Raw genomic sequence first — 26,455 nt, 5'->3', positions numbered from 1 at the left:
TGCCATAGCAAGATGCCAACGTCGACCAAGAATGTCGAGTCCATCAAGGTCGCCGAAGTACGCAAGCGAGAGAAGACGCTGGAAGAGGCGATAGCTATCCACGAGGCACTCAAAGAAGCGTACTCGCATATCGAGGCCGCCGTCGGAACGCAGCAGGATTTGCTTCGCACGTTGCTGACCAGCGTGCAGCAGCTCTCAGAGGAGCATCTTTACCTTGCTGCGCAATTGCCCGGCACGGTGTCGTCTCCGTTGCAGGACGAGATCACCCGAGAAGAACTGGACCTAGGCAAGCTCGACAAGGAGCGCAAGGCGCTCGCTGAAAACTACCGTAAGGCGGTCGGGGTCGCGCAGGAATCAATTGAGCGCATTCGCGAGTCTCTAGCTGATCGTATCGCTCGTTATGCCGAGCGCTTCCTCCAAGAAAGCGTTAGCGTGCGATTCGAGCGCAACAGCCCATTCTCATTGGCTACCGGTGTGTCAAAAGTCAATATCCCGACGTTCCGCGTGGCAATGACCTCCGGTACCCATGCGACTCAGCAAGTTCGCACAAGTGAAACCAGCGTCTCTGAATCTCAGAAGGAATTTCTCGACTTGGCGTTCCGACTGGCCGTACTCGACATGGTCACCGATGACGGCGCGATGACGCTCATCGTTGAAACTCCGGAAGCCAGTCTCGACACGTGGTTCATGGAGCGTGCCGCTGACCTGATACGCGATTTCGCCACGCGAGGTTCGAGCAAGCAGCGGCGCGTAATCGCCACATCCAATCTCAACGGAACGACGATGATTGGACATTTGCTGGGCAGGCCCGCCGGTTCTCGACGTAAGTCGGGCGGCCACTTGGTCAACCTAATGAAACTGACAGCGCAACCAGGCGTCCTCAAGGACAAAACGGCACAGGCGCTGTTTGACGATGAAGTAGGGAAGTACGCTGATGGCTAAGCCAATTCCAGTGCGGAAGGAAGACTACGAAGGCTTGCACTTTTCGCGCTGGCTACTTTTGCTGTTCGCTGCCAGTGATGCGGCGGGCCTCGGCCCTCTGTCCCGTCGACGCCTCCATGCTTTGCTGTTCGTTTCATTCGCGTCCTCGCGTTTCTATGACATCGCACCGCTACGATTCCGAGCTCGCCGCACCGAGCAGGGACCGTACTATCGAATGGCCCATTTTGCGCTGGGTGCGCTGATCATGAGCGGACTCATCGAGATTCGTCAGTTCAAAGCGTATCCCGCTCGGAACGAACTGCAATTCGAAGGCGAATCGCGGCTCCGGCGACAAGGCTTGCTTGTGGTCCGAAAACTGCGACAGACGAGCTTCGGCGAACGGCTATACCAATTTCTACTTGAGCTATGTCTTGCGGCAGCCCGAACCGAAGAGTCCAAGCTCGATGGTGCTCTGTTTCAGGATTTGACGTACCAGACTGCTTCCGAAAGAGGCGAGTCAACGGTTGGTACAGACGATGAGCAGACACCTACAGTTGTCGGCCTTCATACGATAGACCGCTATCTCAATGACCTCGCGACATCGCGTCGCCTCGACGCACTGACAGCCTATCAACGCCTTCTCGCCACTCGGGCCGCCGCCTAATGACGGCGACACTGGGACAAGATGAGCTTCAGACAGTACTGGGCGTTTGGCTCATGTCAGCGGACGGCCAGCCGCCGTTGCGATTCGTGCAGGAGGTGATCGCGTGGCAAAAGCAATGGTTGCTGGCGAACCAGCAGCAATTGGCTGCAGGGCAGGTGGGTGAGGATGCGGTTTCGATTCTCGTCTATGCTGAGCATCCACTACTCGAACCGGGCGTGAAGATTGCAGATTCCGCGGCGCGGCGCAGAGAAACACTTTTCAGGCACGCGCTTGATCGTAGCTCGTCGGCCGGAGTGATAGTCTGCAACGAGAATCTCGCGACCATGCGTCGTGTTCGAACTGGTTGGAGCAACATCAGCGAAGCTTTCGGATTCGTCGCTGATACTCTTCTTGAGGATCAATGTTTTGTCGTGGCAGTGTTCGGTCAATCGCGGATTCTCGTCCACTTGCCGGGGCAGAACATTGTCGAATGGTGCAACAGCCCCAATAACTTGATGGTAAATGCGCTGTCGCCCACCATCACCGCTAAATCTATTGCTGATTCGCTTCGCGCATTCGCCGACGAAAACCTGTTGTATCCGACGTGTCCAGTTGCGCGTCAGATTTGGCTTCGCGGGAAACCGTTCAAGCTGTCGTTACAGCCCGAGAGTCACATTCAGTCCTACATGCTTGTGCATCTGAAGGCGACGTTCTCGTGCAGCGTCGCATTTGTCGATCAGGAACCGCAGGCGCCGGGTGGCCGCGCAGACTTGCGGGTCGCTCGCGAGGCAGCGCATGGCTCGGTTTATCGTACAGTCACAACGATGATTGAACTGAAAGTTTTGAGTGCGTCAAAGTCTCAACATGCCAACGCGGAATGGGCGATCGAGGGCGTCGAGCAGGCAAATAGCTATCGTCGGTACGACACAGATGCGGTCTTTGCTTGGTTGGTCGATGCCAGGAAGACGAAACAGAAGCTCCCTCGCGAAGTGGCAGCTGCGGCAAAGAAGTTGCACGTTGCTTTGGAAATCTCGCCGATGCTCGAACATCGACCATTGGCTAGGAGCAAACGACAAGCTTCACCGAGGGGCCGGAGAAGCTCCTCGAAGTGATCTACCGTAGATAGCTGCGATCACGAATAGCATCAACCACACACCCTCGGTCGGCGTGGAAAACGAGTCGCCTCGCGAGTGCTACCCAAGTTGAAGCTTGGACCTATCCAAGGCGAACTCGCCCTCGATTCCCAGTTTTTCTAGGATCGCCGGCAGGACCTGATGGATGAGGCGCATGCCGACCAGCAGCTCGTTCATGTATACATCCGGATGCAATCGTGTCGCATTGAAGCCGAGACTTTCCGCTTCCGCTTCGTGGCCTAGTTCGTCACCCGAATCGTAAACCAGGTTGAGAAGCTCGGCTCTCAGCGGCTTTCCAGCACTGAACGCCCTGTCTTTGACGATGTTCAGCCAGATCTCGTAGTTTTCTTTTGTCGCTCTATTGAACGCTGCGAAGTTCGGAGCGAACGCCGGATCTACCTCAATCTTGCACGCTGCCAGCGACAGCAAACACGGCTCGATGTTCTCCGCAGGGGTGCCTAGCAAATCCAGTGCATCATCATCGACCAGCCCGGACACGTATGCCGCGTAGAATCCGTATACGTCGTTCAGCGAGCGATACAGCCTGTCGATCGTACTGGAGTACGGGTTGCTCTCGAGGAGTGCTTCGTAACGGTCAACAGAATCGTTATCCTCATCATCGACCTCGACATCCAGCGTAGCGGGAAACTGTTTGGGAATGGCTACGCCCATTTCTTTTAGCGTGTGGAACGTCGATGAGCACAGAAGCTCCCGAAGGTCCGGCTCGTCCGTTAGAGGATAGGTGTCGTACCCGGTTTCGGCCTCCCCAACAGCCCGTTCCGCAAGGTAGTCGATCAGCCGCGCCCACTTCCGGGCGTCTTCCAGCGAGCCAGCCCAGAGCACGAACTGAGGGCACATGCTGCCGATATTGGCAAGCTGGGATAGCTTCTCCCGCATTTCGAAAGACATGTGCTCACCCTTCTTCCATTTGCTGATCTGAGTTGGTGAGACGCCAAGACGCAGGCCCAGCTCCTTTTGATTGCACGACTGGGCGTCCAACGCCAACTGCACGAGTGCCTCGCTGTCCATAGTAGTCTCCCGGCGCGCTGATTTAGTAAATCTTCGAAATCGTGTAGGAAATACAGCGTATAGATGCATGCCCGGAATTGCAACGAAATTTAGTAAATTTTCGGAGCGTGGGGGAAAGCGGCCGAGGCCATGTCTGATTCAGTGGACGGCAGTGCCTTGGTCGTGCAGACCGTGGAGACGCCAATGGGGGGCTTGTTGTGGCTCTAAGTTCTCGCGGTTGGCGCCGAGGATCGGGCGCAGGACAGCAATCGATGCTGCTGACGGGAATTGACAGCGTTACCGCGCATGACAGGGTCACCGCGCTAGTGCCAACGTAAGCGAGCAACGACAGCTGCGGCGCGTGTTGGCGCGGGTGGCGGCCTCAAGGTACTGCGCGACGCGGCTCATGGGCCGGCACCCGGTCGCCCGGCCGCGGCGCGTCGGCCGCCTTTCGGCGCCGAGGAGGTATTTGGCGCGGTGCGATCCACCGGCGCCTGCAGGTCACCCAGGATCGCGCAGCGGGCCCGGGCGCCGCCGGCGCAGCCCTCGATGGTGCGCGCGAGTTCCTGGGCCATGCGTTGCAATGCTTGAATGCGGCCCTGGATATCGGCCAGGTGCTGGCGTGCCATGCGGTCGACATCGGCGCAGGGCATGTCGGTCTGCTCGGCCAATGCCAGTAGGCTCTGGATTTCCTCGAGGCTGAATCCGAGCTCGCGACCCCGCGTGATGAAGCGCAGCCGTTCCACCTCGGCGTGGGTGTAGACGCGATATCCGTTGTCGCGGCGGGCGGCCTTGGATAGCAGCCCAATACGCTCGTAGTAGCGGATCGTTTCGAGGTGGCAGCCGCTGGCGGCGGCGGCCTCGCTGATCTTCATCGACTTGACTCCGGAGCGACTACGGACTTTAGGCTAGCGCCCTTCGAAGCCCCTGACCAGGGGCGTTGGGAGCTCGACCGATGTCTGTCGTGGTGCTTCGCTACGGCGCCTATCCCCTCGTCATCGGCGCGATGGCAGTGCTGGCCATACAAGTGCTTGCCGGTGTCCTGCCGGTGTGGCCGACGTTGCTGATGGCGGCGGCCGTCGGCATCGGTGCGGTGGCGCTGCTCGAGCGTCTGCAACCGTTCGAGCCTGCGTGGCAACACGACTATGGCGACACGCGTGCGGACCAACTTCACGGCCTCGTCAACTTCGGGCTTCTGGCTGGCGCCGCCTATGGCTTGCACGCGCTGCGCGTCGTCATGCCGGCGGGTGTTCTGTGGCCGACGGCGTGGCCAGCGTGGATCCAGTGTCTCCTGGCCGGCACGATCCTGGATCTGGGCTTGTACGCGATGCACCGTGTGAGCCATCGGTTTGCCTGGGCATGGCGCCTGCATGCCATCCACCACAGTGCTGAACGGCTGTATTGGCTCAATGGCGAGCGCCGTCATCCGTTGAGCGCGTTGCTGATGGCCGGACCCGGCCTGATTGCGGTGATCGCCCTCGGCGCGCCTGCGGTCGTGGTGAGCGTGTGGCTTGCGCTATTGAGCGTGCACCTGGCATTCCAGCATGCCAACCTCGATTACTCGGTGGGACCGCTGCGGCGCTGGATCGCAACGGCCGAGCTGCACCGCTGGCACCACAAGCGCGAGTACGAAGACGCGCAGGTCAATTTCGGGGAGTTCTGGATGGTTTGGGACCGCGCCTTCGGCACCTTCCTGGACCGCCCCGGCCATGTCGGCGCCGGCGACGTGGGTCTGCGCGAGGCGGCCGTCCCGGCGACTTATGGCGCGCAGCTGCGTTGGCCGTTTCGCACCGTGGCTCGCACGGACAGCCCGCGGGGCATCGCTTTCGAGACGGCATTGGCGCAGGGATACAGCGCGCTCGAAGCGGGCGATGCGACAGCTGCCTACGCGGCGTTCGAGCGCGCGCATGTACTCGGTCAGCCGCACACACGAACGCACGTGCGCAGTCACGTCGCCTTCCTGCGCTGGGCGTTACGTCAACGCGATGGCCGCGAAATCCTTGGACAGGTCGCGCGCATCGTTGCGGCAACACTCTTCACCCGGCTATGGATGCCGCGCGGCAATACCGGCGGTGCCCGCGTCAGCGCGTTTGCGCGCATGGCGATCCCCGAGGAACTGGCCACCCTGACCCGAGAGACACCCCGATGAGTGATTGCGGTTGCCATGCCGAGGCGAACACGGCCGCCGAGCGGCGCATCCTGTGGATTGCGCTCGCCCTGAATGCGGCGATGGCCGTGATCGGCTCGATCGCCGGTTGGTGGGCGCAGTCGACCGGCTTGTTGGCCGATGCGTTGGACATGCTGTCGGACGCGACGGCGTACGCGATCGGTCTGACCGCGATTGGACGCAGCGCGGTGTTCAAACAGCGTGCCGCGGGACTCAGCGGCAGCCTGTTGTTGCTCCTGGGCATCGGCGTGCTGGTCGAGGTCGGCCGCCGGGCGCTCTACGGCAGCGAGCCGATCGGCGTGCCGATCATCGCGACGGCGCTGCTGTCGCTGGCGGTCAACCTGTTTGTGTTACGGCTGTTGCGGCCGTTCCGGAGTGGAGAAGTGCATTTGCGCGCCACGTGGATATTTACGCGCGCGGACGTGGTCGCCAATGTTGGTGTGCTGGTGTCGGGCGTTCTGATCCTGGCGACGGGGTGGCGCTATCCCGATCTCGTGGTCGGTGCGCTGATCGGCTTGTACGTGTGCAAGGAAGCGCTGGAAATCCTGTCAGAGGCGCGCGACGCAGGCGGGTCGGCGTCGCCACCGGCCGAGCGGTCATGAGTGCGGAGCGGGCGGTTCACCGGAGAACGGCGATGTCCTATGTCGCGGGTCTGGCAAGGAGCGTGGTTTGGAGCCTCCTGGCGGTCTTGCCGGTGCACGCGACCACGGCGCCGGCACTCGATGCCGACGTGCGGCAAATCTGGCAGCTGTTGGACTACGTCGGCGTCGACTACGGCGGCGCGGTGGCGAACCACGCCGTCGTGAGTGCGGCGGAGTATCAGGAAATGCAGGAGTTCGTGGCGACGGCGCGGACGCGGCTCGCCGCGCTGCCGGCGGGCACGGAGCATGACGCGCACCTGGCACAAGCCGATCAGCTGGTCGCCGCGGTTGCCGCGAAAGCCGATGCGGTCGACGTGGCGCGTCAGGCGCGCGGACTGGCCGACGCGCTACTAGCGACCTACGGCATTGCGGTCGCGCCCCGGGCAATACCCGACCTGGCGCGTGCCGAGGCGCTCTACGCAACCCAGTGCAGCAGCTGTCACGGACTGACCGGTCGCGCGGACGGCCCGGCCGCCGCCGCACTCACACCCCCGCCCGTCGCGTTTACCGATGCGGCCCGTGCGCGAGAGCGCAGCGTGTTTGCGTTGTACCAGGTCATCAGCCAGGGCGTGGCGGGAACGGCGATGCCCGCTTTCACGACACTCTCGGACGACGATCGCTGGGCGCTGGCATTGCGGGTCGGCACGTTGGCCTATCCGCCGGCATTGCAGGACGAGGGCGCGCAGCTGTGGCAGTCGACCCCGTCGCTGCGCGTGCGTTTTCTCAACCTCGATGCGGTCATGCGCAGCACCGAAGCCGAACTCGGCACGATCGTGGGCGAGCAACCCGCCCGCGCGGCGATGGCCTACCTGCGCACGCATCCCGAGGCCGTGACCGCGGGCCGTACCTCAGCGGCCAGTCTGGTTCTGGCTCGCCAGCGGCTTGGGGAGAGCCAGGCCGCCTACGCCTCGGGCGATCCCGCCCGGGCGACGGCACTGGCCTTGTCGGCCTATCTGGACGGCTTCGAGCCGGTCGAGCCTTCGCTGGCCCTGCGCAATCGGGACCTGCTGGATCAGGTCGAGCGCGCGATGGGCGAATACCGGGCGCGCATCGGTCGCGGCGCATCGGTCGCTGAGGTCGATGCGCAAGCCTGCGTCCTGCAATCGCTGATCGACGCCGCGGACACCGCGCTCAACGCCTCCAGCGCGGATGCGACGGCCGCGTTCCTCGGCAGTTTGACGATCCTGCTGCGCGAAGGGCTCGAAGCCCTGCTGATCGTGATTGCGATGATTGCATTCCTGCGCAAAGCCGAACGCGCGGACGTTTTGCTGTACGTCCACGCAGGCTGGGTCGGCGCACTGCTGGCCGGCCTCGTGACGTGGGGCATCGCGACCTACGTCGTTGGCATCAGCGGAGCCGGACGCGAGGTCACCGAAGGGCTGTCGTCGTTGTTTGCCGCCGCGGTGCTCTTGGGCGTGGGCATTTGGATGCACCAGAAGAGTCTGGCCGGACGCTGGCAGCAGTATGTGCGCGAGAAGTTGTCGGCCGCCCTGACGCGGCGTTCGGCCTGGTTCCTGTTCGCCCTCGCGTTCATTTCGGTGTATCGAGAAGTGTTCGAGACGATCTTGTTCTACATCGCGCTGTGGAACGAGAACAACGGCTTGGCCCTGTTGGCGGGTCTCCTCACCGGAATTGTCCTGTTGGGCGTGATCTCGGTCGTGCTGCTGCGTTACAGCAAGCGCCTGCCGATCGCGCAGTTTTTCAGTTGGAGCTCGCTCCTGATCGCCGTGCTGGCCGTTGTGCTGGCGGGCAAAGGGGTGGCCGCGCTGCAGGAGGCCGGTTGGATCGGGGTGCGTCCGATCGACGGTCCGCGCCTGGCGCTCCTGGGCATCTATCCCTCGGTGCAGCCGCTGCTGGCGCAGCTGGCGGTCGGGGTCTTGGCGATCGCGGGGTTTGTTCTCAACCGGCGTAGCGGATCGCGGGTGCCTTCTCGCTGAGCTAGTCGGCGCGCCGCAGGGGCACGTCACAGTTCGCAGGGTCGATCAACACCCGGTCGCCCGGTTCGACCGCGAGCGCGTCGGGCAGCGCGACCGTATGCAGCCGTCGATAGCGGCCCTGGCGAACGCCGACGACGACCCAGCGCTGGCCGGCGATGTCCGCCGCGCTGAGCGACGCAACGCAGGCGTGATCGGCTGGGTTCTGGATCGCGGCGCCGTCGATGACGGCCTTCACCCAACCCAGGCGGTGGGTCGGCGGTGGCTCACGCCAAGCCGCGCAGCCGGTCAGTACGAGCGCCAATAAACCCACGCTCACGGATCGGGCGACGGCTATGCCCAGGACACCGCGGCGGGGTCGGCCCGAGCGAGCCCCTCGGATTGGCGCGCTCGCGGAAACGATCAAGGAATCACTGCCGGGATGGGCCGCCATCGCACGCTCCTCACGTCAACAGAAACCCAGCCTAGGGTCCGGAGTCGCTACGGGGTCAAGCCAGACTCGGGCGTGCGAGGCGGCATCGGCGTCCGTTGGGGTGTTCATCGGTTCGTCCAGCGCCGCAGCTGCGGCAATCCGAACACGAGCCACGCGGCGCCCAATCCCGCGCCGGCCATGAGCAACAGAGTGACCCGCGGGTGATGCCCGCAGCGGTGCCAGCGGGTCGGCCACAGCAGTGCCGTGGTGAACAGGGCGAAGCTCGCAAAGGCCCAGCCATGGACCAGGAGGACGCTGAGCCCTCGTCGGATCGAGCGTTCGGCGCCCTGTGCGAAGACGAACAGTGTGCTGCAGGCGGCCAGGCCTGCCCCAAAGGCCAGCCAATGGCACAGCGCGGTCAGCGCCTCCACCAGCTCACCCACGAAAAGATCGCCACCGGCGCTGTTCAATCGAGGAACCCCGGTCCGTGCTAGCGGGTTGGCGCGGCCGAATGGCCGTCGTGATACATCCCGAGCAGCGTTGCCGGGGACAGGCCGAACAGCTGGCGAAAGGCCCGGGTGCAATGGCCCATGCTGGGAAAGCCGGCATCGCGCGCCGCCTGCGGCAGCTCGATGCCATCGCGATAGGCCCGAATCGTGCTCGCCACGCGCTGCCAGACGATGATGACGGCCGCGGATCTTGTGACCGAGCCGGACACGGGCACGTCGGCATCGCCATCGCCGCGGTCTTCGTACAGGCTACCCAGGAGCGATTTCAGGTCCGACGCGGGGCTGAGCGCGAACATCAGCCGCCGCCAGTGCTTGGCACTGGCGCTGCTGAGCCGTTGCAGCGGCAGCTTCGCCTGCGCGTCGAGCCAGCGGCCTGCGGGCAAGCGGGCATCGGCGAACACAATCATCACCTGCGGGCGCTCGGGATCCACCTGGTAAGTTTCGCCGCTGCGCACGATCGCGCCGGCCAGGCGTTGCGCGGCCGCACCGCGGCTGGCGATCCGATTCCAGCTGCAGATGGCGGTCACCACCTGCACCGAGCGGCAGGCGATCGGCGCGGTGAGACCCACCCGCCCGAAAAAACGCGCCCAGCCGCTGCCGACGATCAGGTCGCCGCGCCAGGGATCGGCGTGGGCAGCGCCGGCGGCGGCGCGCGGTGTGCGATCACGCGTGCTCGGCATGGCCCGGCGCCTCGTCGAGCAGTTGGCACGCCGTCGTGCTGCAGGCCACGTGCTCGAGTTGCAGCGTCGTATGGTGCAGGTCGAATCGCGTCTCCAGACGTTCGCGCACGGTCGCCAGAACCTCGGCATCGGTGCCGCCGACCGCCGTGTCGCGCACCACGTGGGCGGTCAGAAGCGCCTTGCCGGAGGTCACCGCCCAGACGTGCAGGTCGTGCACGCCCGGCACCGTGCGCATCTCGGCCTCGATGTCGGCGACGACCAGGCCCGAGGGCACGCCTTCGAGCAGGATGTTGAGGCTGTCCTTGAGCAGCACCCAGGTGCGCGGCAACACCCAGAAGCCGATCAGCACGGCGACGATCGGATCGATCGGCCGCCAGCCGGTGAACTGGATGATCAGGCCGGCGATCAGCACGCCGACCGAGCCGAGCATATCGCTCCAGACCTCCAGATACGCCCCTTTGACGTTGAGGCTCTTTTTGCTGCCCGCGCTCAGGAGCCGCATCGAAATCACGTTGATGATGAGGCCCAGAACCGCGATGACCATCATGCCGGTGGACTGGATCGGCGGCGGCGAGCGGAAGCGATCGATCGCCTCCCACAGGATGTAGATCGCCACGAGGAACAGCAACACCGCGTTGAACGCCGCTGCGAGGATTTCAAAGCGCGCATAGCCGAAGGTCCGCCGCGCGTCTGCGGCACGCTTGCCGATGCGGATCGCGACCAATGCGATGGCCAGCGCGGCCGCATCGGTGAACATGTGAGCGGCATCGGACAACAGCGCCAGGCTGTTGGTCAGGAGGCCACCGATAACCTCGGCGATCAGGAAGGTGCCGGTGAGTAGCAGCGCCCATTTCAGCGACCGCTCCGGGGCCGTGGCAACACCGTGATCGTGCGCGCCGCTGGCGTGATCGTGGCTCATGAATCGCTCCTTGCAGGGTTAGTCCGGATGCCGACGGATCGTCACGCCGACGGCGGGACGGCGGTGTCGGGGGCATGCAGCGCGATGACGGCATCCAAGGGCATAACCACCACGCAGGCCGTGCCGTTGCGGTACGCGCTGGCGTGCTGCCGGATGGCAGCGATTACCCGGTTTGCCTCATCGTCGGCGCAAATCACTTCAAGCTTGACGTCGGCGAAGGTCGGGTGACCCAATTCCGGCAAGTGCGAGCGCGTGTGTGCGCTCATCGGCCAGAGCGATGCGCTCACGCTCACGACCGTCAGGTGCGTCAATCCGGCAATGCGCAATACCGTGACGATATCGGCGACGCAGTCGCCGTCGAGGTAGGCAAAAACGGCTTTCATGGCAGCCTCCTGGAAGGTGCTGCGCTCCCGTGCCTGGCGGACGACGGGAGCGCAACGGGTCTACGGCAGCGGCGGTATGGACTTGGAATCACCGCCCTCGATGGGCAGGGCGAGCTCGACCGGGCTGATATAGACCCAGCCGGCGATCGCCTGGCCTGTGCGGCCGAACGTACGGATCAACTGCACCGCGCGTTCGACATCCTCGTCGGGACATACCAATTCGAGCTGCACTTCCGGCGTGACCTTTTCACCCAATGCAATCGAGTACTGCGATTCGCGGGTGCTCAGGGCCCGCAGCAGGCCTTTGACGTCGAACACACTCAGTTGCCGGTAACCGGCCGCTTCGAGCGCGTGGACGATGTCGGCGACGCGGCCGCGGTGAACAAATGCCTTGACCTCTTTCATGACGGGTTCTCCGCAGCACGCCGTTCGGCGCGGGTCTCAATCCATTCGTAGAGCACAGGCAGCAACACGAGGGTCAGCAGCGTCGAAGTGATCAGGCCACCGATAACGACGGCGGCCAGGGGTCGCTGCGTCTCGGCACCGACGCCCGAGGACAAGAGCATCGGCACTAGGCCGAGCACGGCGACACTCGCGGTCATCATCACGGGTCGCAATCGCAGCGCGGTACCTTGCACCACGGCTTCGCGGATCGAGAGCCCGCGTTCGCGCTGCTCGTTCAAGAAGCTCACGAGCACGATGCCGTTCAACATCGCAACGCCGAACACCGCGATGAAACCGATCGCCGAGGGCACCGACAGGTACTGCTGGGTGATCGCCAACGCCAGAATGCCGCCGATGGTCGCGAACGGCACGTTGGCCAGAATCAGCCCGGCGTAGCGCACCGAATTGAACGCGGTATAGAGCAGGACGAAGATGAAGAAGATCGTGACCGGCACGATCAGCGCGAGCTTGGCCAGCGCACGCTGCTGGTTGGCGAACGCGCCGCCCCATTCGATCCAGTAGCCGGCCGGCAGCTTCACCTGCTGCGCGATGGCCGCATTGGCTTCCTGGACAAAGCCGTCGATGTCACGGCCGCGCACGTCCATCTGGATCACGGCGTAGCGTTGCAACTGCTCGCGGCGCACGAACGAGTAGCCTTCCGCCGTCGTCACTTCGGCCACCTGACCGAGCGGCACGATCGCGCCACTCGCCGTGCGCAAGGGGATCTGCTCGATCGCCGACACCGATGCCTTCGACGCATCTTCCAGACGGACCGCGATGTCGAAACGCTTGACCCCATCGAGCAACGTGGACACCGGCTCGCCGCCGATGCCGTTGCGCACGACGGTCAGCACGTCTTCGGCATTGAGCCCGTAGCGGGCCAACGCATCGCGGTTCACGCTGACCTTGATCTGCGGCTTGCCGACGTTGGCCTCGAGCGACAGATCGGCCACACCCGGCACCTTCGACAGCACCGCCTTCAAGGTCTGGCTCTGCCGATCAAGCTCGACCAGGTCCTCGCCGTAGAGCTTCAGCGCCAGCGTGGCGCGCACGCCGGAAATGAGCTCTTCGACGCGCATCTGGATCGGCTGGGTGAAGCTCGGCACGGTGTTCGGCACGACCTGTTCCAGCGTCTCCTGCATCGCTTCTTCGAGCTGTTTGATGTCGCGTTTCGTGGTCCAGGTCTCCGGCGGCTTGAGCGCCGTATAGATTTCCATGTAGTTCACATCGGCAGTTTCGCCTTTCTCGGCGCGGCCGATCATCGCGAGCGTCGTTTCCACTTCGGGAAATTGCTTGAAGGCGTCCGCGATCTTCTTCGACACCGCGATGGATTCGTCGAGCGAGGTCGACGGGATCGAGGTCACGCGCCACATGATCGAGCCTTCCTGCAGCTGCGGCATGAACTCCTTGCCCAGGAACGGAAAGAGCGCGAGGCTGCCGAGCAACGCGGCGCTGGCGATACCGAGCGTCACTTTCTTGCGCGCGAGCGCCCAGTTCAACACCGGGGCATAAACGCGCTTGAGCCGGGCGACGAGCCAAGTGTCTTTCTCTTCCTTGGGCTTCAGGATCATCGAGGCCAGCACCGGAATCAGTGTCAACGACAGCAGCAGGGAACCCACCATCGCGAAGCTGATCGTGATCGCCATCGGTTTGAACAGCTTGCCTTCGAGTCCTTCGAGGCTGAAGAGCGGTAGAAACACGACGACGATGATGCCGATCGCGAACGCGATCGGATTGGCCACTTCGCGTGCCGCTGTCAATACGGTCGCGGTCTTGTCGACGCGCTCGCCGTGCGCGTGGCGCTCGGCCATCAGCCGGAAGACGTTCTCGACCATCACGACCGCGCCGTCGACCATCATGCCGATGCCGATCGCCAAGCCCGCCAGCGACATCAGGTTGGCCGACATGCCGACCTCGCCCATGCAGATGAACGCGATCAGCATCGCCATCGGCAAGGCGACAATCACCACCACGGCGGAGCGCAATTCGCCGAGGAACAGGAACAGGATGACGGCGACCAGGATCGAGCCTTCGACCAGGGCGCGCACAGCGGTGCTGACCGCTTTGTTGACCAGATCCGTGCGCTCGTAGATGGGCTTGAGTACCACACCTTCGGGCAGCGCGGTGCGGACGGTGTCGAGCTTGCCCTTGACCGCTTCGACCACGTTCTTGGCGTTCTCGCCGATGCGGGCGAGCGCCATTCCCAGCACGACTTCCTCGCCATCGCGCGTGACCGCGCCGAAGCGCGGCGCCGGCCCCGGCACGACGGTGGCGACATCGCGCACGTAGACGGGCGTACCGTCCTCGCTCTTGAGCACGATGTTGCCGATGTCCTGCGCGTTCTTGACCAGGCCCAGGCCGCGCACCAGGTACTGCTCCCGGCCGACGTCGATGAAGTTGCCGCCGACCTGACCGTTGTTGGCTTCCAACGCCTCGATGACCTGCTTGAAGCCGAGCTGGTGCTTGATCAGCTTCAACGGATCGATCTGCACCTGGAACTGGCGTTCGCCGCCGCCCCAGGAGGTCACGTCATCGACACCGGGCGCCGTGCGCAGCATCAGGCGCACGGTCCAGTCCTGCAGCGTGCGCAGGTCCATGTCGGTGATCTTGTCCTTGAGCTTGGCGTCCGCGCGCTCGATCGTGTACCAGAGCACCTGGCCCAGACCCGACGCGTTCGGACCCATCTCCGGACGGCCGTAGCCGGCCGGCAGGCGATCGCCGACTTCCTGCAGACGCTCGTTGACGAGCTGCCGGGCGAAATAGATCTCCATGTCGTCGGCGAAATACACCGACACGTAGGACAGACCGAACAGGCTGACTGAGCGGATTTCCTGCACCTTGGGCAGGCCCGCCATCGCGGACTCGACTGGGAACGTCAGTAGCTGCTCGACGTCTTCGGCCGCGAGTCCTGGCGATTCGGTATAGATGTTCACCTGTGCTGGCGTGACATCGGGAAACGCGTCGATCGGTACCGTGCGCACGGCGCGGTAACCCAAGAACGCGAGCACCACGAAGCTGATCAGGACGAGTACTTTGTAACGCAGCGAGAGTTCAACGAGACCGTTTAGCATCGCGCGCCTCCGCGGTCGGGATGGCGAACGTCAATGACCATGACCTTCTCCTAGCGCGGATTTCAGCAACCGCGCTTTGAGGGCGTAGGCACCTTTCACGGCAATGGTCGTGCCGGGTTCGAGGCCGCCGGTGACAACGGTCCAGGCGCCGCGCACCTCGCCGAGCGTGATCGACAACGTTTCGAAGTGTTCCGGCTCTTCCGCGACGAAGACGCTGGGTTGTCCCTGCAGTTGGACGATGGCCTCGGTGGGTATCGCGAGCGCCTTGGTCGTGCTCGCGGTCGCGATATACGCCTCCACAAATTCACCTGTGTGCAGCAGGTCACCGTCGTTGGCGACCTCGATGCGCGCCGGCGACGTGCGCGAACCTTCCTGGGTGCGGTGCGACAGCTGGACGACTTTGCCGGGCAGCGTTTGCGTGTGTGCGATCACGCGAACGGCCGCGCCGGCCACGACACGTTCGGCGGCCGACGGCGCGAGCTGCGCCTCCACCCACACGGTCGCTTCGTCGACGATCGTGAACAGGACTTTGCCCGGCTCGACGCGTTCGCCAACGATAAAATCGTCGGACGTGATTCGGCCGGCTTGTGGGGCGACCAACGAGAATTCGCCGCTGGCGCGCGCCGATCCTTGCTTGAGCAGCGAAGCGATTTCGCCGTCGCCGATGCCATACGCGCGCAGTTTCGCTCGCGCTTGGTCGCGCGCGACCTGCGATTCGGTAAAGCGTTTGCCTGAGACGGCTTCGGCGCCCAGCGCCTGCACGCGCTGCCATTCCCGCTCGGCAACGATGTATGCGCCCTGGGCTTCGGCGACCTCGACGCTGGAGAGACTGACCAGCGTCTCTCCGGCTTTGATTTCGTCACCCAGTTTTTTGTGTCGGCGCACGATCTGCGCGGGGATGCGCGGGGATACCAATGTCGTGGCATAGGCGTTGGCTTTGACCTCGCCGGGGGCCTTGATCTCCTCCTCCAACGTGCGTAACTCGGCCACCGCGGTCGCGATGCCCAGTTGTTTTTGGGTCGCCGCGTTGATCGCCAGCGGGCTTTCTTCGGCGTGTTCCTCGCCTTGTTCCTTGCCGGGCGCTTCGCTCTTGGCCTTCGGTTCCTCGGCCAGAACGGTGCAACTCAGTCCCGCCAACGCGAGGGCCAGTATCCAGTGTCGTGTCATCGGTTCATTCCTTATCGGTCGGGGACGTGAGGGCAGCGCCTAGCCACGGCGCCAAGTGGCCCGTGGCGGCAAGCCAGTCAGCCCACGCCTGCCATACGCGGGCACGCAGGCCCGTCGCGGTGAGTTCGGTATCGATGCTTTGCTTGAGCTGCACGAGGTAGTCGGCGGTGCTCAGTTCGCCCGCTTCCCACAGACGCTGCAGTAACGCGGCGCGATCGGCGACGCGGCTGGCCCGGCTGGCTTCCCATTGGAGCCAGGCATCGCGCATCGCGTTGTAGGCGGCACCGGCCTCATTGGCTTCGGCCGTCGCCCGCAGTTGCCGATCGCGCACGGCGGCTTCAGCTTGATCCGCATCCGCCCGTGCGGCCGTGACTTCGGCGCGGTAGCTGTTGCGCACGAACAGCGGGATGCGCAATGTGACGCCGAGCAGGTTGTCGCGCAGCGGGCCGTCCGTGACGCGGCCGGTGCTGACACTGACGGTTGGATCGGCCCGCCGCTCGCGTTCGGCGACAGTGATCCGTGCTTGTGCAGCCTCAGACTCCGCGCGCACCTGTCGCAGCGCGGGCAGCGCGTCGATGAGGCTGATCGCGACCGGGACTTGCGCTTCCGGCGGCAACGCGCGAGGCAGCTCCGGCAGCGCGGTCGCGTCGCCGCCGACCGCAGCCAAGGTGCGGCGCGCCTGCGCCTGATCCGCCAGCAACTCGGCCTGCTGCGCGCGGGCCTCCTGCAAGGCCAGCTCCGCCAGGTCGCGTTCCAGTGAGGGAATATCGCCGGCGGTGAATCGCCGCTGCGCCAGGCTCGCGAATTGGCCGAGGATCCGCACGCGTTCGTTGCCAAGGCTGACCTGTTCGGTCGCCACCTGATAGGCGGCACACCCGCTCAGCCACTGCAGGCCGATGTCTTGCCGAATTTGATCCCGTTCGGCCTCGGCCGCGCGCCATTCGGCCGTCCCGACGCCGACGCGGGCGCGGCGCTTGCCCGACCAGTCGATGGTCTGACTCAGGCCCACGCTGCGCGTATTGACGTCGGCGCGCTCAGCCGCGACCTCGATCTCGGGGTTGTACAGCGGCCGCGCGGCCGCCTGCGAGCGGGCTTCAGCGGCGGCGGCTTTCGCCTCCGCGGCCTGCACCGCCGGGTTGCGCGCCCAGACCTCGCGCAGCGCCTGGGTAAGTGCCGGCGGGGCTTGCGTCACCGCCTCGGGCGGCGCGGCGGCAAAGGGGGAAACTGATTCCGTGGGGGCAGCGGCCACGGCGACCGACAAGCAAGCGCTTGCCGACACCGCCAGCCACAGGACGCGCGGTCGCGCCCGTGTCCGTACTGACATGGAAGAACTCCGAAAATCCGAACGTTGGACGCACGAGGAACGTGCCTCCGCCAACGCGCTCAGGCGAGCGCGGCGTTGCGGAAATTCAGGCGATGGGCGGTCGCAGGTGATCGTCGCGCAAGCCGATGACGATCGCAGGGGGTTCCGAGGCGATAGGCATCGCCGGCGGCGGCGTGGCCGTCAATTGCCAACCTCCGGGGACGATCGCGGAAACGTGCACGCAGGAGCAATGGCAGCCGTTGAGGCCGGCGTGCCAGCACAGACCGGTATCGCCGTCCAGCGGAGCGGCCGCGGCGACGTTGTCGACGACTGCGGCAACGCTGATTGCCACAGGCGCCGCCGAAGGACCGTCCGCCAGGCACGCCGCAGCGAAGCCGGCCTTGGCCAGCACCAACACGGCGAGCAGCCACGCCATCGACGCCATGCGGCGGCGAATACGGGTGATCAGCGGCGGCGCGGAAGGCGTCATCGGCGGCAGCCTATCCGGTATCGGCGTTGTTAGACAAATTTCATTTGGCGTCGAAGTCGGCCAGCTGGGCGGCCAGATCGGGTGGGATGGGCATGGGCCGCGTCGCCGAGACGTTCGCACCGCCGGTGTTGCCCAGCGGAACCCACAGCCGGGTGAACAGCGCGGCGGCGAACAGGCGCGTGAGTTGGCCAGCACCTTCGCGTCCATCGCGTTCCTGCCACGCCCAGCGCAACATCGCCCAATGCGTCCGCACATGCAACCAGGTCCGGGCTTGACCCAGCACGTGGGCGCGTTCCAGGTGCCGAAACGCGTCGCCCGGCAGTTCTTGCGCGAGCACCTGCTGCGCGGCCCGCAGCTCGGCCTCAACCGCTGCTTTTCGCCGCAACGTGGAGCTCACGAGGCGCACGTCCGGGGCGGCTCCACGCCATCGCGATACTGCGGCCAGGCTACCTGCAGAACCTGCACCGCGGTACGAAGAAACACGATGGCCAACAGCGCACCCAGGGCCCAGTCGACCCACGCCCACCCGCTCGCCATCACAACGCCGGCCGTCAGAATGACGCTGACATTCCCGATCACGTCGTTGCGCGAGCACAGCCACACCGAACGCATGTTGATGTCATCCGACCGAAAACGGGTCAGCAAGGCCAGGCACGTGAGATTGGCGACCAAGGCCGCCGTGGCCGCGATCAGCATGTACACGGGCAAAGGTTGCGCGCCCACGAGCAGCTTGTGCGCGACCTCGGCCAGCACGCCCAACCCGAAGACAAGCTGCAAGCCGCCTTTGAACAGCGCCGCGCCAGCCCGAGCGCGCAGCGAACGTCCGAGGACCACCAGACTGACGCCGTACACCAGGGTGTCGCCCAGGCTATCGAGCGAATCGGCTTGCAGGGCCGTCGAATCGGCCCACAGTCCCGTGCCGAATTCGCCGGCAAAGATTCCCAGATTGATCGCCAGAACGCCCCACAACACGCGGCGCTGCGCGCGGGTGCGCGTCAGCGACGCGTTGGACGGATCCTCACACCCACAACCGCTCATGGTGTTCTCCAGGACTGCCGCGCAAGGCTAAACCCTGTAGCAACCACGGAGTCAAGTCGAGCACATCGCCTCCGATGTCCTGATTGGGATCCGAATTCGTCGGCTCGACGCGACTCATGCGCTCAGCCGCTCCATGGATGGACACGGGGCGGTCACCGGGTTGTGATCGCACTGGTCGATCCAGGCCGTGAGCTCACGACGCAGCCGCCGCAGCTCCCGCAGTCGCTCTTCCACCAGGGCCAATTTTCGCGCGGCCAACGCGCGTGTATCGGGGCACGACGGTTTCGCCCGCAATGCCAGGAGCGTATCGACCTCCGACAACGTAAATCCGATGCTCTGCGCGCGCTTGATGAAACGCAATTGCTCGACATCCGCGTCCGTGTAGTGACGAAACCCGGTCGTGCGCGCCGGCGCCGACAAGAGTCCTCGGCGCTGGTAGTAGCGCACGGTTTCGACATGGACATCGGCCGCTTTCGCGAGCCGTCCGATCGTGTAGTTCACGCCGCTTGACTCCGTACGTAGGTACGGGGTGTACGGTAGCACCGATTCCTCACCGGTGTAGCGCTCTATGGCCTTTCACTCCCAGCGATTCTGGAAATGGGCGCTCCCGTCGGGCGCCGTCGGTTCAGGCGCGCTGGCCGCGTTACTGGGCGCCTGCTGCGGCGTGCCGTGGTTGGTGGCAGCCATCGGGGTCAGCGGCGCCATTGCGGTCGCCCGGGTCGCGTTCCTGGCGCCGTACCTGTGGATCGCCGCTTTCGGTGTCTCGCTGGGCGGCCTGATCTGGGCCTATCGCGTGGAACCGGTGTGCGACGCCGCCTGCGTCCCCGCAAAGCGGCGGGGGCGACGCCTGATAGCGTGGCTGATTCTGGCGACACTGGTGGCCTTGTTTGTCGCTGTTCGCGGCTGGCAAGGCTTTTCGAGCTGAATATCCGGAGAACTCCTATGCGTTTTTATCGTCCCCTCATCGCGATGTGCATCGGATTGCTGATCGCCGGCGTTGCCGCTGCCGCGCCGACGCCGCAAACCGGAACGTGCACGGAGCCCGTTACGATATCTGCCAAAGACAGCGTTGCATTGCGCGACGCATTCAATCGCGCTCGCGGTTCGGTACGCTTGGTGTTCCTGGTCGATCCGATCTGCTCGGGATGCCTGCGTGGTCTCAAGGATCTCGACACTGCCGTACTGACCCCGTTTGCCGGCAATTCAAAGCTGCAGACCTACGTGATCCACACGCCCGTGTTGGGCGCGCAGGAGAAAGACAGCGCCAACACGTGCTCACTGATTCACAACGAGCACGTGACGCACTACTGGGATCCAGGACAGGAACTGGGTACGACGTTCGCGCAGGCTCTGGGCATGAAAGACGGCGATCGAACGATCTACGCGTGGGATGTGTGGCTGGTCTACGGTCCCCAGGCGGAATGGACGGGCGAGGCACCCCCCAAAGCCGATTTCATGATGCACCAGTTGAAGGATCTGATGGGGCGCGCCGAGTTTCCGTTCTTGCGTGCCTCGACGTTTCGCGAGGAAGTGGAAAAGCGTCTTGATGTCCACAAAGCCACCGATGCGGCGTCGGCGCGATGATCCGGAGTAGCACGGCCATCGGCACGCCCCCGATTTTGGAAAGCACGCTGACATGTCCCGAGTGCGGTCAAAAGGCCGATGAGATCATGCCGACCGATGCCTGCCTTTTCTTCTACGACTGTACGCAGTGTGGCGCGTTCCTACGCCCTAAAGCCGGCGATTGCTGCGTTTTCTGCTCCTACGGCAGCGTCGCGTGCCCACCGGTCCAGCTCGAACAACGCTGCTGCGGTGGCGCCACGCCTACTGCTCTCTGACCGCCCTCGGCGACGAAAGCACAATCGATGGCTTCGTTCGCCGATATGACCCTCCAGGCCTCTCGCGGAGGGCATCGCCGTTGTCAGAATACGGTGACATCGTCGGCCGATTGGCGTGCGTTCCGTCGTCGAAGAAATCGTGGATGCAGGCGTCCGGTAGATGCTGACCAACTCCCACCGTGACTTTTTGGTTTTGGCGGACATATTTTCCACAGCCCCATGTGCTGGCGGTGGGCCGGAAGTCAAACGCCTGGACCGGTTGGCCGAACCCGCGCGGCGATATCTAGAGGTCGTCGCGGCGCAGGCCCGTGCGGCGATGGGGCATAGGCTGCGTACGCCGGCGATGAGAACGCTTGCCGCAGGTGCGGTCCTGCCGCACGCTACCGCCATGAGGCATGCGCGACTTTCCCTGGTATGGCGAGGCCTGTTATGGCGGAGCCTGCTGAGTCTGATGCTGGTATTGACCGGCACTATGGGAGCCAGTGGCCGCTCCAGTGCTCTGGGCGCACCGAGTCCGCGAGCCGCGCATGCCTGCCACGGCGCTGAGGAGGCTCCGCGACCGCAGTCGCCGGCGCCGTTTGCCCCGTGCTGCATGGATCACGTCTGTCACTGCGGCTGCCTGCCGATGGCCGCTCTGGCACTGGTGCTGCGCCTGCACGCGCCGGAACCCGAATTGACAGACTCATCAGACGCGCCCGCATGGCCGCTGGATCGGCGTCCCATCGAACTCCTGCGCCCCCCGAATCCCGCCGGAATCTGAAAGGAGTTCCAGCCGATCCGCCCACCGGAAGTCGCCGCTGGGGATCGTTGACGCGCTTGCGCGCTCGTTCAGCGGAGCATTTTCATGGATTCCAAGACACCGGCGTCGATCGACGCCTCAGGCGCTGCAGCCGCGCCGACCACCAAGGGTTCGATGCGTATCGGCGAGCTGGCCAGCGCCAGCGGCGTGCCGGTTGACACGGTGCGCTATTACGAACGTATTGGGCTGCTACCGACGCCGGCGCGACGCGGAGGGGGCTATCGCAAATACGAACCTGACGACGTGTACCGTCTGCAGGCGATCCGCGGCGCCAAGGCGCTTGGCCTAACGCTGGAGGCCATCCGCACGCTTTTGGTCATGGCGTTACCCAGTGCGCGCCCCGCCCCGGTGCGCGCGTGTGCCAAGGCGCTGCAGCAAGAACTCGCCGATCGGTGCGCCGCATTGCAGTCGCTCGCCGGCGCGGTCGAGAACTGCCGCCGGGGCCCGCCGCCGACGCTGGCGGCGTGCCCCATTTTGGCCACGTTGCAAGCCTATGCGTGCAACCACGACGGGAGTGGCAGCATGCTCCTGGATACCTGACACGGCGCACAGGCGGGCTTCCCTGGTGTCATTCACCAGCACTTGCATGAAACACGGCATCCACCAGGCAACCAATGCCCAGCAGTGCGAGGACGGTGGCATCAGCAAACCAGTGCACGGTCGAGAAGCCCCACCACACCCCGGTGGCGGTCATCGCGCTGATCCAGGCGGCCAGCATCGCGAGAAAGCCGAGCGCGAGGGCGACGCGGCCCAGGTTCGCGAACCATCGCGCGCGCGGTGTCATCGGCGTGTTCATGAGGCGCGGGCCGAGGTCCCGGCGGTGTGGCCGGTGGCGCTGCGGCCGCCGCCACTCGCCATTGCTTCGCAGGATTCCGCGCAACGCTCGCAGGCCTGGACGCAGTTGTCCATGTCGCCTACGCGTTTACAGCTCTCGGCGCACGCGCGGCAAATGTCCGCGCACACGACGCACTGCGCCGCGTGGAAGGCCGAGCCGTTGGCCATGAGGGCGGCCGCGCTACGGCACACTTCGGCGCAATCGATCATGAGCCGAAAATGTGTGGGTTCGACGTGCTCACCGCCAAGCTCCAGGCAGTGCGTCAGCGCCGTCTGCTGGCAGGTGGTGTAACACGCCAGGCATTGCTGGATGCAGTCGTTCATAGCGGTGGAGGTGTGGGTCTGATGCGGCATGAAAGTTCTCCGTAGGAAAGGGAAACGCGGCGGTCGTCAGAGCCGCCACCGGGCGAATGCCAGCCACGCGTCCGGCTGATCGCCGTAGACGGGCTTCAAGGCCGCCGGAATCGCATAGCGGCTGTACTGAAGACCCAGGCCAAACCGGCCCAGGCGCGTGGACGGGAAATCGTGGACGGCGCCAAGCGTCGCCTTGTCCACGGTAAAGACCTGGCCGGCGAGTGGTTCGTCCTCACCAAAGAGCTCGTCCTTGTCCACGCGCTCCACGCGACCGAACAAGGTGTGCACCGCATCGATCACGAGCGCGCTTTCGAGCAGGAAGGATTCGGTCGCATGGCCGGGCAGTTTCTGGTTGCGGCCCCAGGCCAGCGTCGTCTGCCATTGCGCCCGCTCGAACTGGCGGTGGTAGATGACCGAGGCGGTCGTGCGGCGCACATCGACGTCGGGCTCCAGCTGCTCGGGGCTCCGCAGGACCCCACGGCTGACCTGCAGCGCCCAGCGCTCGCTCGGGTTGTAGGACACGCGGCCGGACCAGGAGTCGAGCGCGCGCAGTTCGATGTTGGTGCGGATCTGGTCGGGCTCGCGGGCATTGAAGGCGGAGCCTTCCACTTTGAGGTCTTTCCACACCCAGCCGAGTGTCGCGACGCCGAAGGTGATGTGCGTGGCATCAAGCCAGTGATGGCCCAGCGGTGCTTCGGGGTTGTCCATGCCGGAGAACCGGTGCATGAAGGTCGGCGGGCCCAACGCCGGCTCGCCAGGCAGGCCGAGGTACACGAAGACCGAACTGGATTCGCCCAGCGGCTGGGCATAGCTCGCCGCCAGTTCCATGAAGAGATCGTGCGGATGCTGCCGATCGACCAGCGGCGTACGGCCATCGGCCGTCTCACCGGTCTGGAACAGGAGCGGATAGCCGGTCTTCCCCACGCCCCAGGGGTCCAGCGACACCATAGCGCGCACGCCCAGGGTGCCGGGGCCGAGTGGGCGCATGCCCATCAGCATGCCCATGGTCTGGACCACGGTGTCGCGGTCCCCGCGCGGTCCGGCATTGTCAGTGACCACGAGATTGGCCGACCCGTGCGCCATCCACATCCAGTCGCCCATCATCCACGGTGCGCTGCCGCCCATGGGCGTGGCTTGCGGCTGCCAGCTGGTGCCCGACGCCTCGCGGCTCATCGCGTACGGCCCCAGCAAACCGCGCATGGGGGTATCCCCATCGTGCTCGGCCATCGTCGGCATCGCTGGCGCCGATTCGTGCGCGTGCGACGCCGAGTCCTGCGCCCAAAGCGGGCCCATAGTCACGACCAGGAGGCCGGCCAGTAGCGCAGTGGGGACGGCACGCGAGCGCCGCCGGTGACGCAAGACAGGAGGCAGCATGGCAAGGCATCCGTGCAGGGGGAGGAGATGTTTAGGCAGCACGCGCTGTGCCAGGAAATCCGCGCATCGGCCGCTATCGCGCGCGACGCGTCGAAATTCGATCCCGGTTCGATAATTCCACTATGCGTCAGTCGCTTGGCATCGTGCGCAATCGATTGAATTCGTTGGACATTGGAGTCAACTCCAACCTTGTCCCCGACGCTTCATCATGCAGCGTGCACCGTGGGCGTGCGCGCTGCCCGTGCCCTGCACGATCATGCGCGGCGACGGGTACGTTCGAACCGGCGTCCGTCTATGCGCAGCCTGTGTGTACCGTCGACGGTTTTTCGTGGGCGAGATGTCGTGCAGTCTGCGACGTTCAGCGTAGTGACAGGTTTAGACTTTGCTCAAGACTCCATCTGTATTCTGGTGCGTTGGGCGTCCTCGCTGAACGTCTAACGCTCCGCCCCAGGTCATGCGTGGCGCGCGCTACCTGATTGATTTGGCGACCGATGCCACGCGCCGTGGCGAAGCGCGGCGACCGAAACGCGCGGCGAGAGGGGGCGGCTATCGCCGCGCGACGGCACACCGCGCACGACGACGCTCGCAAAGATTCGTGCTCACCGGGCCAGCCGTGTATTGCAGCGCAGAATGCTTTTTTTGCGTACCTGCGTAGCGTGCCTGCGCCTGTCGCTCCGGGAGGGGATCGACAGGCCCACGACAGGGGCGTGGTGCAGAGCGTTCGCTCTGGACATCCCGTTCGCCGCGCCGCGGCGATCGTGTGCTTATCGTTATTCTTCGGAGGGGTAGATCGTATGCGTCGTTCTTTGCTTGCTGTGGCCTTAGGCCTTGGTTTTTCGATGTTCGCCAGCACCGCGTCGGCCAGCCACGATTGGAACAACTACCACTGGGCACGCACCACATCGTCGTTCAATCTCGCCACCGTCGACAGCGTCACCGCGACCTGGCAGCCGATGTTCAACACCTCGGTTTCGCAGTGGTCCTCATCCGCCAAGCTCAATCTCGTGGCCTCCCAGGGCACCGAGACGGCCAGCGCGCGCAGCTCCTGCACGCCGATCGCCGGAAAACTGCGTGTGTGCAACTACACCTACGGCCAGAACGGCTGGTCGGGGCTCGCGTCCATCAATTTGGATTCGCGCGGTCACATCTCGCAGGGCACCGCGAAGATGAATGACAGCTACAGCTTCACGAGCAACGCGCGCTACCACGTCATGTGCCAGGAAATCGGCCATGTGCTGGGTCTGGATCACACCAGCACCAACGGCACCTCGCAGAACACTTGCATGGACTACTCGCAGTCGGCCAGCAGCATTGCGCCCAATTCGCACGACTACGCGCAGCTGACCAGCCTGTACGGGCATCTGGATACCTACAGCAGCGCCAGTTCCAGCATGGCGCTCAGCGCGCAGGAAATCGCCATGACCGACGGTCCGATGGGCCGTTTGGAAATGGTCGGCGGCGTGCCGCTGGGGCATCTCGTCAAGCGCGAACGCTTCGCGGAAACGTACGTGGCGCCCGATGGCAAAGGCGGCCTATGGATCCACCACATCACGCTCGCGCCGGAAGCGGAAAACCTCGATCTGATCGAGGAGTAAGGATCGCTGACCGCGGCGTCGCCGACGCAATGCCGCGGTCGTTGGATGAGCGATGGAGGACCGCGGAATGCGATCGGTGTTGGGCATGGTGTGGGTCGGTTTGACCGGGTGTGCGGCCGCGCAGACAGCGCCGCCGGCGACGCCGGTGACCTCGGCGGGGGCGGGGAAGAGCGGACCCGTCGTGACCTCGCGCGCGCAGTGCCTGGCCCTCAAGGGCATCTGGCGCAAAGTCGGCGTGCAGCAGCTCGACGCGTGCGACGTTCCCACGCGCGATGGCGATAAACCCTGTCGCTCCAGTGACCAGTGCGAGAGCCTGTGCGTCGCGAACACTGACGCCGATCCGGCTGAGCCCGTCGAAGGCCACTGCTACGCGTCGTTTATGACGGTGGGCACCTGCCTGTCGGAAGTCAGCGACGGCCGTATCGTGCGTGCGCAATGCGCGGATTGATGCGTTGACGCCTCGTTCTCGTGTGCGGTGCGACCCAGTCCTGCGTGATACAGCGTCCGACAACACGACGTGACGCGCCACTCGGGGCAGCGGTCGTCTCGACAGCCATCGATCCTCGTGCCGGATGCAGTGCCCGATCCTGCAGGGCACGGCCACGCGTATTCTGGACTTGGCTCTTAACTACCGCCTGGTGACGGAAATGCGCGCACTTGTGACAACCCGCGCGGTGCGCGCTAGGCTGCGCGCGCACGGCATTGAACCGCCCCGGCTTTCCCGGAGGCTCTTTCCCTTGAGAGGATAGAGCGATGAGAAAGTCAGAGAAGTATTCGGAAGAGGTACGAGAGCGAGCG

30 protein-coding genes are annotated in these 26,455 nt (G+C 64.7%); 12 read left to right on the top strand and 18 right to left on the bottom strand.

The features are described 5' to 3' along the window. Nucleotides 1–12: 12 nt before the first annotated feature. From DFR29_RS26645 to DFR29_RS26635, 3 genes are read left to right on the top strand one after another with little or no spacing between them, the layout of a single operon-like run. Nucleotides 13–942, top strand: a complete 930-nt coding sequence (locus DFR29_RS26645; protein WP_133821692.1) for a hypothetical protein — start codon at nt 13–15, stop codon at nt 940–942. After that, complete coding sequence (locus tag DFR29_RS26640; RefSeq protein WP_133821691.1) at nt 935–1,585, top strand: hypothetical protein; 651 nt, start codon at nt 935–937, stop codon at nt 1,583–1,585. The genes DFR29_RS26645 and DFR29_RS26640 overlap by 8 nt, the downstream gene beginning before the upstream one ends. Nucleotides 1,586–1,638: 53 nt before the next feature. Then, nucleotides 1,639–2,676, top strand: coding sequence for a hypothetical protein (locus DFR29_RS26635; protein ID WP_166654367.1), 1,038 nt, complete (start codon nt 1,639–1,641; stop codon nt 2,674–2,676). 81 nt (nt 2,677–2,757) lie between these two features. Here DFR29_RS26635 and DFR29_RS26630 read toward each other — a convergent pair whose 3' ends face one another. Beyond that, a complete protein-coding gene (locus tag DFR29_RS26630) occupies nt 2,758–3,726 on the bottom strand; it encodes a helix-turn-helix domain-containing protein (protein ID WP_133821689.1) in 969 nt (322 codons plus the stop codon). A gap of 383 nt (nt 3,727–4,109) precedes the next feature. Then, the gene (locus DFR29_RS26625) at nt 4,110–4,580 is read right to left on the bottom strand and encodes a MerR family transcriptional regulator (RefSeq protein WP_133821688.1); all 471 of its coding nucleotides are present in this window, start codon (nt 4,578–4,580) and stop codon (nt 4,110–4,112) included. An 80-nt stretch (nt 4,581–4,660) separates the two neighbouring features. Between DFR29_RS26625 and DFR29_RS26620 the strand changes: the two genes are divergently transcribed. The 3 genes from DFR29_RS26620 to DFR29_RS26610 are packed head-to-tail and all read left to right on the top strand — an operon-like array spanning nt 4,661 to nt 8,450. Continuing rightward, the gene (locus DFR29_RS26620) at nt 4,661–5,854 is read left to right on the top strand and encodes a DUF3703 domain-containing protein (RefSeq protein ID WP_133821687.1); all 1,194 of its coding nucleotides are present in this window, start codon (nt 4,661–4,663) and stop codon (nt 5,852–5,854) included. After that, complete coding sequence (locus DFR29_RS26615) at nt 5,851–6,474, top strand: cation diffusion facilitator family transporter (protein ID WP_133821686.1); 624 nt, start codon at nt 5,851–5,853, stop codon at nt 6,472–6,474. Before DFR29_RS26620 ends, DFR29_RS26615 begins: the two co-directional genes overlap by 4 nt. A gap of 32 nt (nt 6,475–6,506) precedes the next feature. Next, on the top strand, nt 6,507–8,450 hold the full coding sequence (locus tag DFR29_RS26610) for a cytochrome c/FTR1 family iron permease (RefSeq protein WP_133821685.1): 1,944 nt from the start codon (nt 6,507–6,509) through the stop codon (nt 8,448–8,450). A 1-nt stretch (nt 8,451) separates the two neighbouring features. Here the strand turns inward: DFR29_RS26610 and DFR29_RS26605 are convergent, their stop codons facing one another. From DFR29_RS26605 to DFR29_RS26545, 13 genes are all read right to left on the bottom strand, one after another. After that, nucleotides 8,452–8,766, bottom strand: coding sequence for a hypothetical protein (locus DFR29_RS26605; protein WP_166654366.1), 315 nt, complete (start codon nt 8,764–8,766; stop codon nt 8,452–8,454). Between the two features lie 218 nt (nt 8,767–8,984). After that, on the bottom strand, nt 8,985–9,329 hold the full coding sequence (locus tag DFR29_RS26600; RefSeq protein WP_133821683.1) for a hypothetical protein: 345 nt from the start codon (nt 9,327–9,329) through the stop codon (nt 8,985–8,987). A 20-nt stretch (nt 9,330–9,349) separates the two neighbouring features. Further along, nucleotides 9,350–9,937 carry a helix-turn-helix domain-containing protein gene (locus tag DFR29_RS26595; protein ID WP_133821682.1) on the bottom strand — a complete coding sequence of 196 codons (588 nt, stop codon included), beginning with the start codon at nt 9,935–9,937 and terminating at the stop codon, nt 9,350–9,352. A 94-nt stretch (nt 9,938–10,031) separates the two neighbouring features. After that, the gene (locus DFR29_RS26590) at nt 10,032–10,967 is read right to left on the bottom strand and encodes a cation diffusion facilitator family transporter (RefSeq protein WP_133821681.1); all 936 of its coding nucleotides are present in this window, start codon (nt 10,965–10,967) and stop codon (nt 10,032–10,034) included. A gap of 41 nt (nt 10,968–11,008) precedes the next feature. Next, on the bottom strand, nt 11,009–11,350 hold the full coding sequence (locus DFR29_RS26585) for a P-II family nitrogen regulator (protein WP_133821680.1): 342 nt from the start codon (nt 11,348–11,350) through the stop codon (nt 11,009–11,011). A 60-nt stretch (nt 11,351–11,410) separates the two neighbouring features. After that, on the bottom strand, nt 11,411–11,755 hold the full coding sequence (locus tag DFR29_RS26580) for a P-II family nitrogen regulator (protein WP_133821679.1): 345 nt from the start codon (nt 11,753–11,755) through the stop codon (nt 11,411–11,413). Beyond that, nucleotides 11,752–14,865, bottom strand: coding sequence for an efflux RND transporter permease subunit (locus tag DFR29_RS26575; RefSeq protein ID WP_133821678.1), 3,114 nt, complete (start codon nt 14,863–14,865; stop codon nt 11,752–11,754). Before DFR29_RS26575 ends, DFR29_RS26580 begins: the two co-directional genes overlap by 4 nt. A gap of 30 nt (nt 14,866–14,895) precedes the next feature. Further along, nucleotides 14,896–16,032 carry an efflux RND transporter periplasmic adaptor subunit gene (locus tag DFR29_RS26570; RefSeq protein WP_133821677.1) on the bottom strand — a complete coding sequence of 379 codons (1,137 nt, stop codon included), beginning with the start codon at nt 16,030–16,032 and terminating at the stop codon, nt 14,896–14,898. 4 nt (nt 16,033–16,036) lie between these two features. Continuing rightward, nucleotides 16,037–17,293 carry a TolC family protein gene (locus DFR29_RS26565; RefSeq protein WP_166654365.1) on the bottom strand — a complete coding sequence of 419 codons (1,257 nt, stop codon included), beginning with the start codon at nt 17,291–17,293 and terminating at the stop codon, nt 16,037–16,039. A gap of 148 nt (nt 17,294–17,441) precedes the next feature. Then, nucleotides 17,442–17,825, bottom strand: a complete 384-nt coding sequence (locus tag DFR29_RS26560) for a hypothetical protein (protein WP_133821675.1) — start codon at nt 17,823–17,825, stop codon at nt 17,442–17,444. A 40-nt stretch (nt 17,826–17,865) separates the two neighbouring features. Further along, on the bottom strand, nt 17,866–18,222 hold the full coding sequence (locus tag DFR29_RS26555; RefSeq protein ID WP_243746191.1) for a DUF3703 domain-containing protein: 357 nt from the start codon (nt 18,220–18,222) through the stop codon (nt 17,866–17,868). After that, complete coding sequence (locus tag DFR29_RS26550) at nt 18,219–18,863, bottom strand: cation efflux transmembrane domain-containing protein (RefSeq protein ID WP_133821674.1); 645 nt, start codon at nt 18,861–18,863, stop codon at nt 18,219–18,221. Before DFR29_RS26550 ends, DFR29_RS26555 begins: the two co-directional genes overlap by 4 nt. Before the next feature lie 114 nt (nt 18,864–18,977). Then, nucleotides 18,978–19,364 carry a MerR family transcriptional regulator gene (locus DFR29_RS26545; protein WP_133821673.1) on the bottom strand — a complete coding sequence of 129 codons (387 nt, stop codon included), beginning with the start codon at nt 19,362–19,364 and terminating at the stop codon, nt 18,978–18,980. 67 nt (nt 19,365–19,431) lie between these two features. Here DFR29_RS26545 and DFR29_RS26540 point away from each other — a divergent pair, with 67 nt between their 5' ends. From DFR29_RS26540 to DFR29_RS26525, 4 genes are all read left to right on the top strand, one after another. Continuing rightward, on the top strand, nt 19,432–19,788 hold the full coding sequence (locus tag DFR29_RS26540) for a hypothetical protein (protein ID WP_133821672.1): 357 nt from the start codon (nt 19,432–19,434) through the stop codon (nt 19,786–19,788). Nucleotides 19,789–19,805: 17 nt separating this feature from the next. Then, nucleotides 19,806–20,447 (top strand): hypothetical protein, encoded by a 642-nt coding sequence (locus DFR29_RS26535; RefSeq protein ID WP_133821671.1) that lies wholly within the window; start codon nt 19,806–19,808, stop codon nt 20,445–20,447. After that, nucleotides 20,444–20,701 carry a GDCCVxC domain-containing (seleno)protein gene (locus DFR29_RS30210; RefSeq protein ID WP_133821670.1) on the top strand — a complete coding sequence of 86 codons (258 nt, stop codon included), beginning with the start codon at nt 20,444–20,446 and terminating at the stop codon, nt 20,699–20,701. Before DFR29_RS26535 ends, DFR29_RS30210 begins: the two co-directional genes overlap by 4 nt. A gap of 844 nt (nt 20,702–21,545) precedes the next feature. Further along, a complete protein-coding gene (locus DFR29_RS26525; protein WP_133821669.1) occupies nt 21,546–22,040 on the top strand; it encodes a MerR family transcriptional regulator in 495 nt (164 codons plus the stop codon). A gap of 28 nt (nt 22,041–22,068) precedes the next feature. Here DFR29_RS26525 and DFR29_RS26520 read toward each other — a convergent pair whose 3' ends face one another. Genes DFR29_RS26520 through DFR29_RS26510 form a run of 3 tightly spaced genes read right to left on the bottom strand, consistent with a single transcriptional unit; the run spans nt 22,069 to nt 23,888 of the window. Further along, nucleotides 22,069–22,296 carry a hypothetical protein gene (locus DFR29_RS26520; RefSeq protein WP_133821668.1) on the bottom strand — a complete coding sequence of 76 codons (228 nt, stop codon included), beginning with the start codon at nt 22,294–22,296 and terminating at the stop codon, nt 22,069–22,071. Further along, the gene (locus DFR29_RS26515) at nt 22,293–22,688 is read right to left on the bottom strand and encodes a four-helix bundle copper-binding protein (protein WP_208113746.1); all 396 of its coding nucleotides are present in this window, start codon (nt 22,686–22,688) and stop codon (nt 22,293–22,295) included. Before DFR29_RS26515 ends, DFR29_RS26520 begins: the two co-directional genes overlap by 4 nt. Nucleotides 22,689–22,724: 36 nt before the next feature. Then, on the bottom strand, nt 22,725–23,888 hold the full coding sequence (locus DFR29_RS26510) for a hypothetical protein (protein ID WP_133821667.1): 1,164 nt from the start codon (nt 23,886–23,888) through the stop codon (nt 22,725–22,727). A gap of 881 nt (nt 23,889–24,769) precedes the next feature. On the opposite strand from DFR29_RS26510, the gene DFR29_RS26505 reads away from it, so the two are divergent. Next, nucleotides 24,770–25,657, top strand: a complete 888-nt coding sequence (locus tag DFR29_RS26505; RefSeq protein WP_166654364.1) for a zinc metalloprotease — start codon at nt 24,770–24,772, stop codon at nt 25,655–25,657. Nucleotides 25,658–25,724: 67 nt separating this feature from the next. Next, a complete protein-coding gene (locus DFR29_RS26500; RefSeq protein WP_133821665.1) occupies nt 25,725–26,105 on the top strand; it encodes a hypothetical protein in 381 nt (126 codons plus the stop codon). Nucleotides 26,106–26,455: the final 350 nt, after the last annotated feature.

The sequence above is a fragment of the Tahibacter aquaticus genome (assembly GCF_004363655.1).
Classification (GTDB): domain Bacteria; phylum Pseudomonadota; class Gammaproteobacteria; order Xanthomonadales; family Rhodanobacteraceae; genus Tahibacter; species Tahibacter aquaticus.
Note: the sequence above shows the minus strand (reverse complement) of the source record. Positions and strands in the feature narration are given on the sequence as shown.

Bases quoted from the DNA above. Each gene is read 5' to 3' on its own strand.
- DFR29_RS26510 (WP_133821667.1), bottom strand. From the start codon at position 23,888: ATGCGCGGTTTGCTGGGGCCGTACGCGATGAGCCGCGAGGCGTCGGGC.
- DFR29_RS26615 (WP_133821686.1), top strand. From the start codon at position 5,851: ATGAGTGATTGCGGTTGCCATGCCGAGGCGAACACGGCCGCCGAGCGG.
- DFR29_RS26640 (WP_133821691.1), top strand. From the start codon at position 935: ATGGCTAAGCCAATTCCAGTGCGGAAGGAAGACTACGAAGGCTTGCAC.
- DFR29_RS26550 (WP_133821674.1), bottom strand. From the start codon at position 18,863: ATGAGCGGTTGTGGGTGTGAGGATCCGTCCAACGCGTCGCTGACGCGC.
- DFR29_RS26575 (WP_133821678.1), bottom strand. From the start codon at position 14,865: ATGCTAAACGGTCTCGTTGAACTCTCGCTGCGTTACAAAGTACTCGTC.
- DFR29_RS26500 (WP_133821665.1), top strand. From the start codon at position 25,725: ATGCGATCGGTGTTGGGCATGGTGTGGGTCGGTTTGACCGGGTGTGCG.
- DFR29_RS26645 (WP_133821692.1), top strand. From the start codon at position 13: ATGCCAACGTCGACCAAGAATGTCGAGTCCATCAAGGTCGCCGAAGTA.
- DFR29_RS26570 (WP_133821677.1), bottom strand. From the start codon at position 16,032: ATGACACGACACTGGATACTGGCCCTCGCGTTGGCGGGACTGAGTTGC.
- DFR29_RS26620 (WP_133821687.1), top strand. From the start codon at position 4,661: ATGTCTGTCGTGGTGCTTCGCTACGGCGCCTATCCCCTCGTCATCGGC.
- DFR29_RS26630 (WP_133821689.1), bottom strand. From the start codon at position 3,726: ATGGACAGCGAGGCACTCGTGCAGTTGGCGTTGGACGCCCAGTCGTGC.
- DFR29_RS26520 (WP_133821668.1), bottom strand. From the start codon at position 22,296: ATGAACACGCCGATGACACCGCGCGCGCGATGGTTCGCGAACCTGGGC.
- DFR29_RS26535 (WP_133821671.1), top strand. From the start codon at position 19,806: ATGCGTTTTTATCGTCCCCTCATCGCGATGTGCATCGGATTGCTGATC.
- DFR29_RS26580 (WP_133821679.1), bottom strand. From the start codon at position 11,755: ATGAAAGAGGTCAAGGCATTTGTTCACCGCGGCCGCGTCGCCGACATC.
- DFR29_RS26540 (WP_133821672.1), top strand. From the start codon at position 19,432: ATGGCCTTTCACTCCCAGCGATTCTGGAAATGGGCGCTCCCGTCGGGC.
- DFR29_RS26515 (WP_208113746.1), bottom strand. From the start codon at position 22,688: ATGCCGCATCAGACCCACACCTCCACCGCTATGAACGACTGCATCCAG.
- DFR29_RS26610 (WP_133821685.1), top strand. From the start codon at position 6,507: ATGTCCTATGTCGCGGGTCTGGCAAGGAGCGTGGTTTGGAGCCTCCTG.
- DFR29_RS26525 (WP_133821669.1), top strand. From the start codon at position 21,546: ATGGATTCCAAGACACCGGCGTCGATCGACGCCTCAGGCGCTGCAGCC.
- DFR29_RS26585 (WP_133821680.1), bottom strand. From the start codon at position 11,350: ATGAAAGCCGTTTTTGCCTACCTCGACGGCGACTGCGTCGCCGATATC.
- DFR29_RS26560 (WP_133821675.1), bottom strand. From the start codon at position 17,825: ATGACGCCTTCCGCGCCGCCGCTGATCACCCGTATTCGCCGCCGCATG.
- DFR29_RS26635 (WP_166654367.1), top strand. From the start codon at position 1,639: ATGTCAGCGGACGGCCAGCCGCCGTTGCGATTCGTGCAGGAGGTGATC.
- DFR29_RS30210 (WP_133821670.1), top strand. From the start codon at position 20,444: ATGATCCGGAGTAGCACGGCCATCGGCACGCCCCCGATTTTGGAAAGC.
- DFR29_RS26625 (WP_133821688.1), bottom strand. From the start codon at position 4,580: ATGAAGATCAGCGAGGCCGCCGCCGCCAGCGGCTGCCACCTCGAAACG.
- DFR29_RS26590 (WP_133821681.1), bottom strand. From the start codon at position 10,967: ATGAGCCACGATCACGCCAGCGGCGCGCACGATCACGGTGTTGCCACG.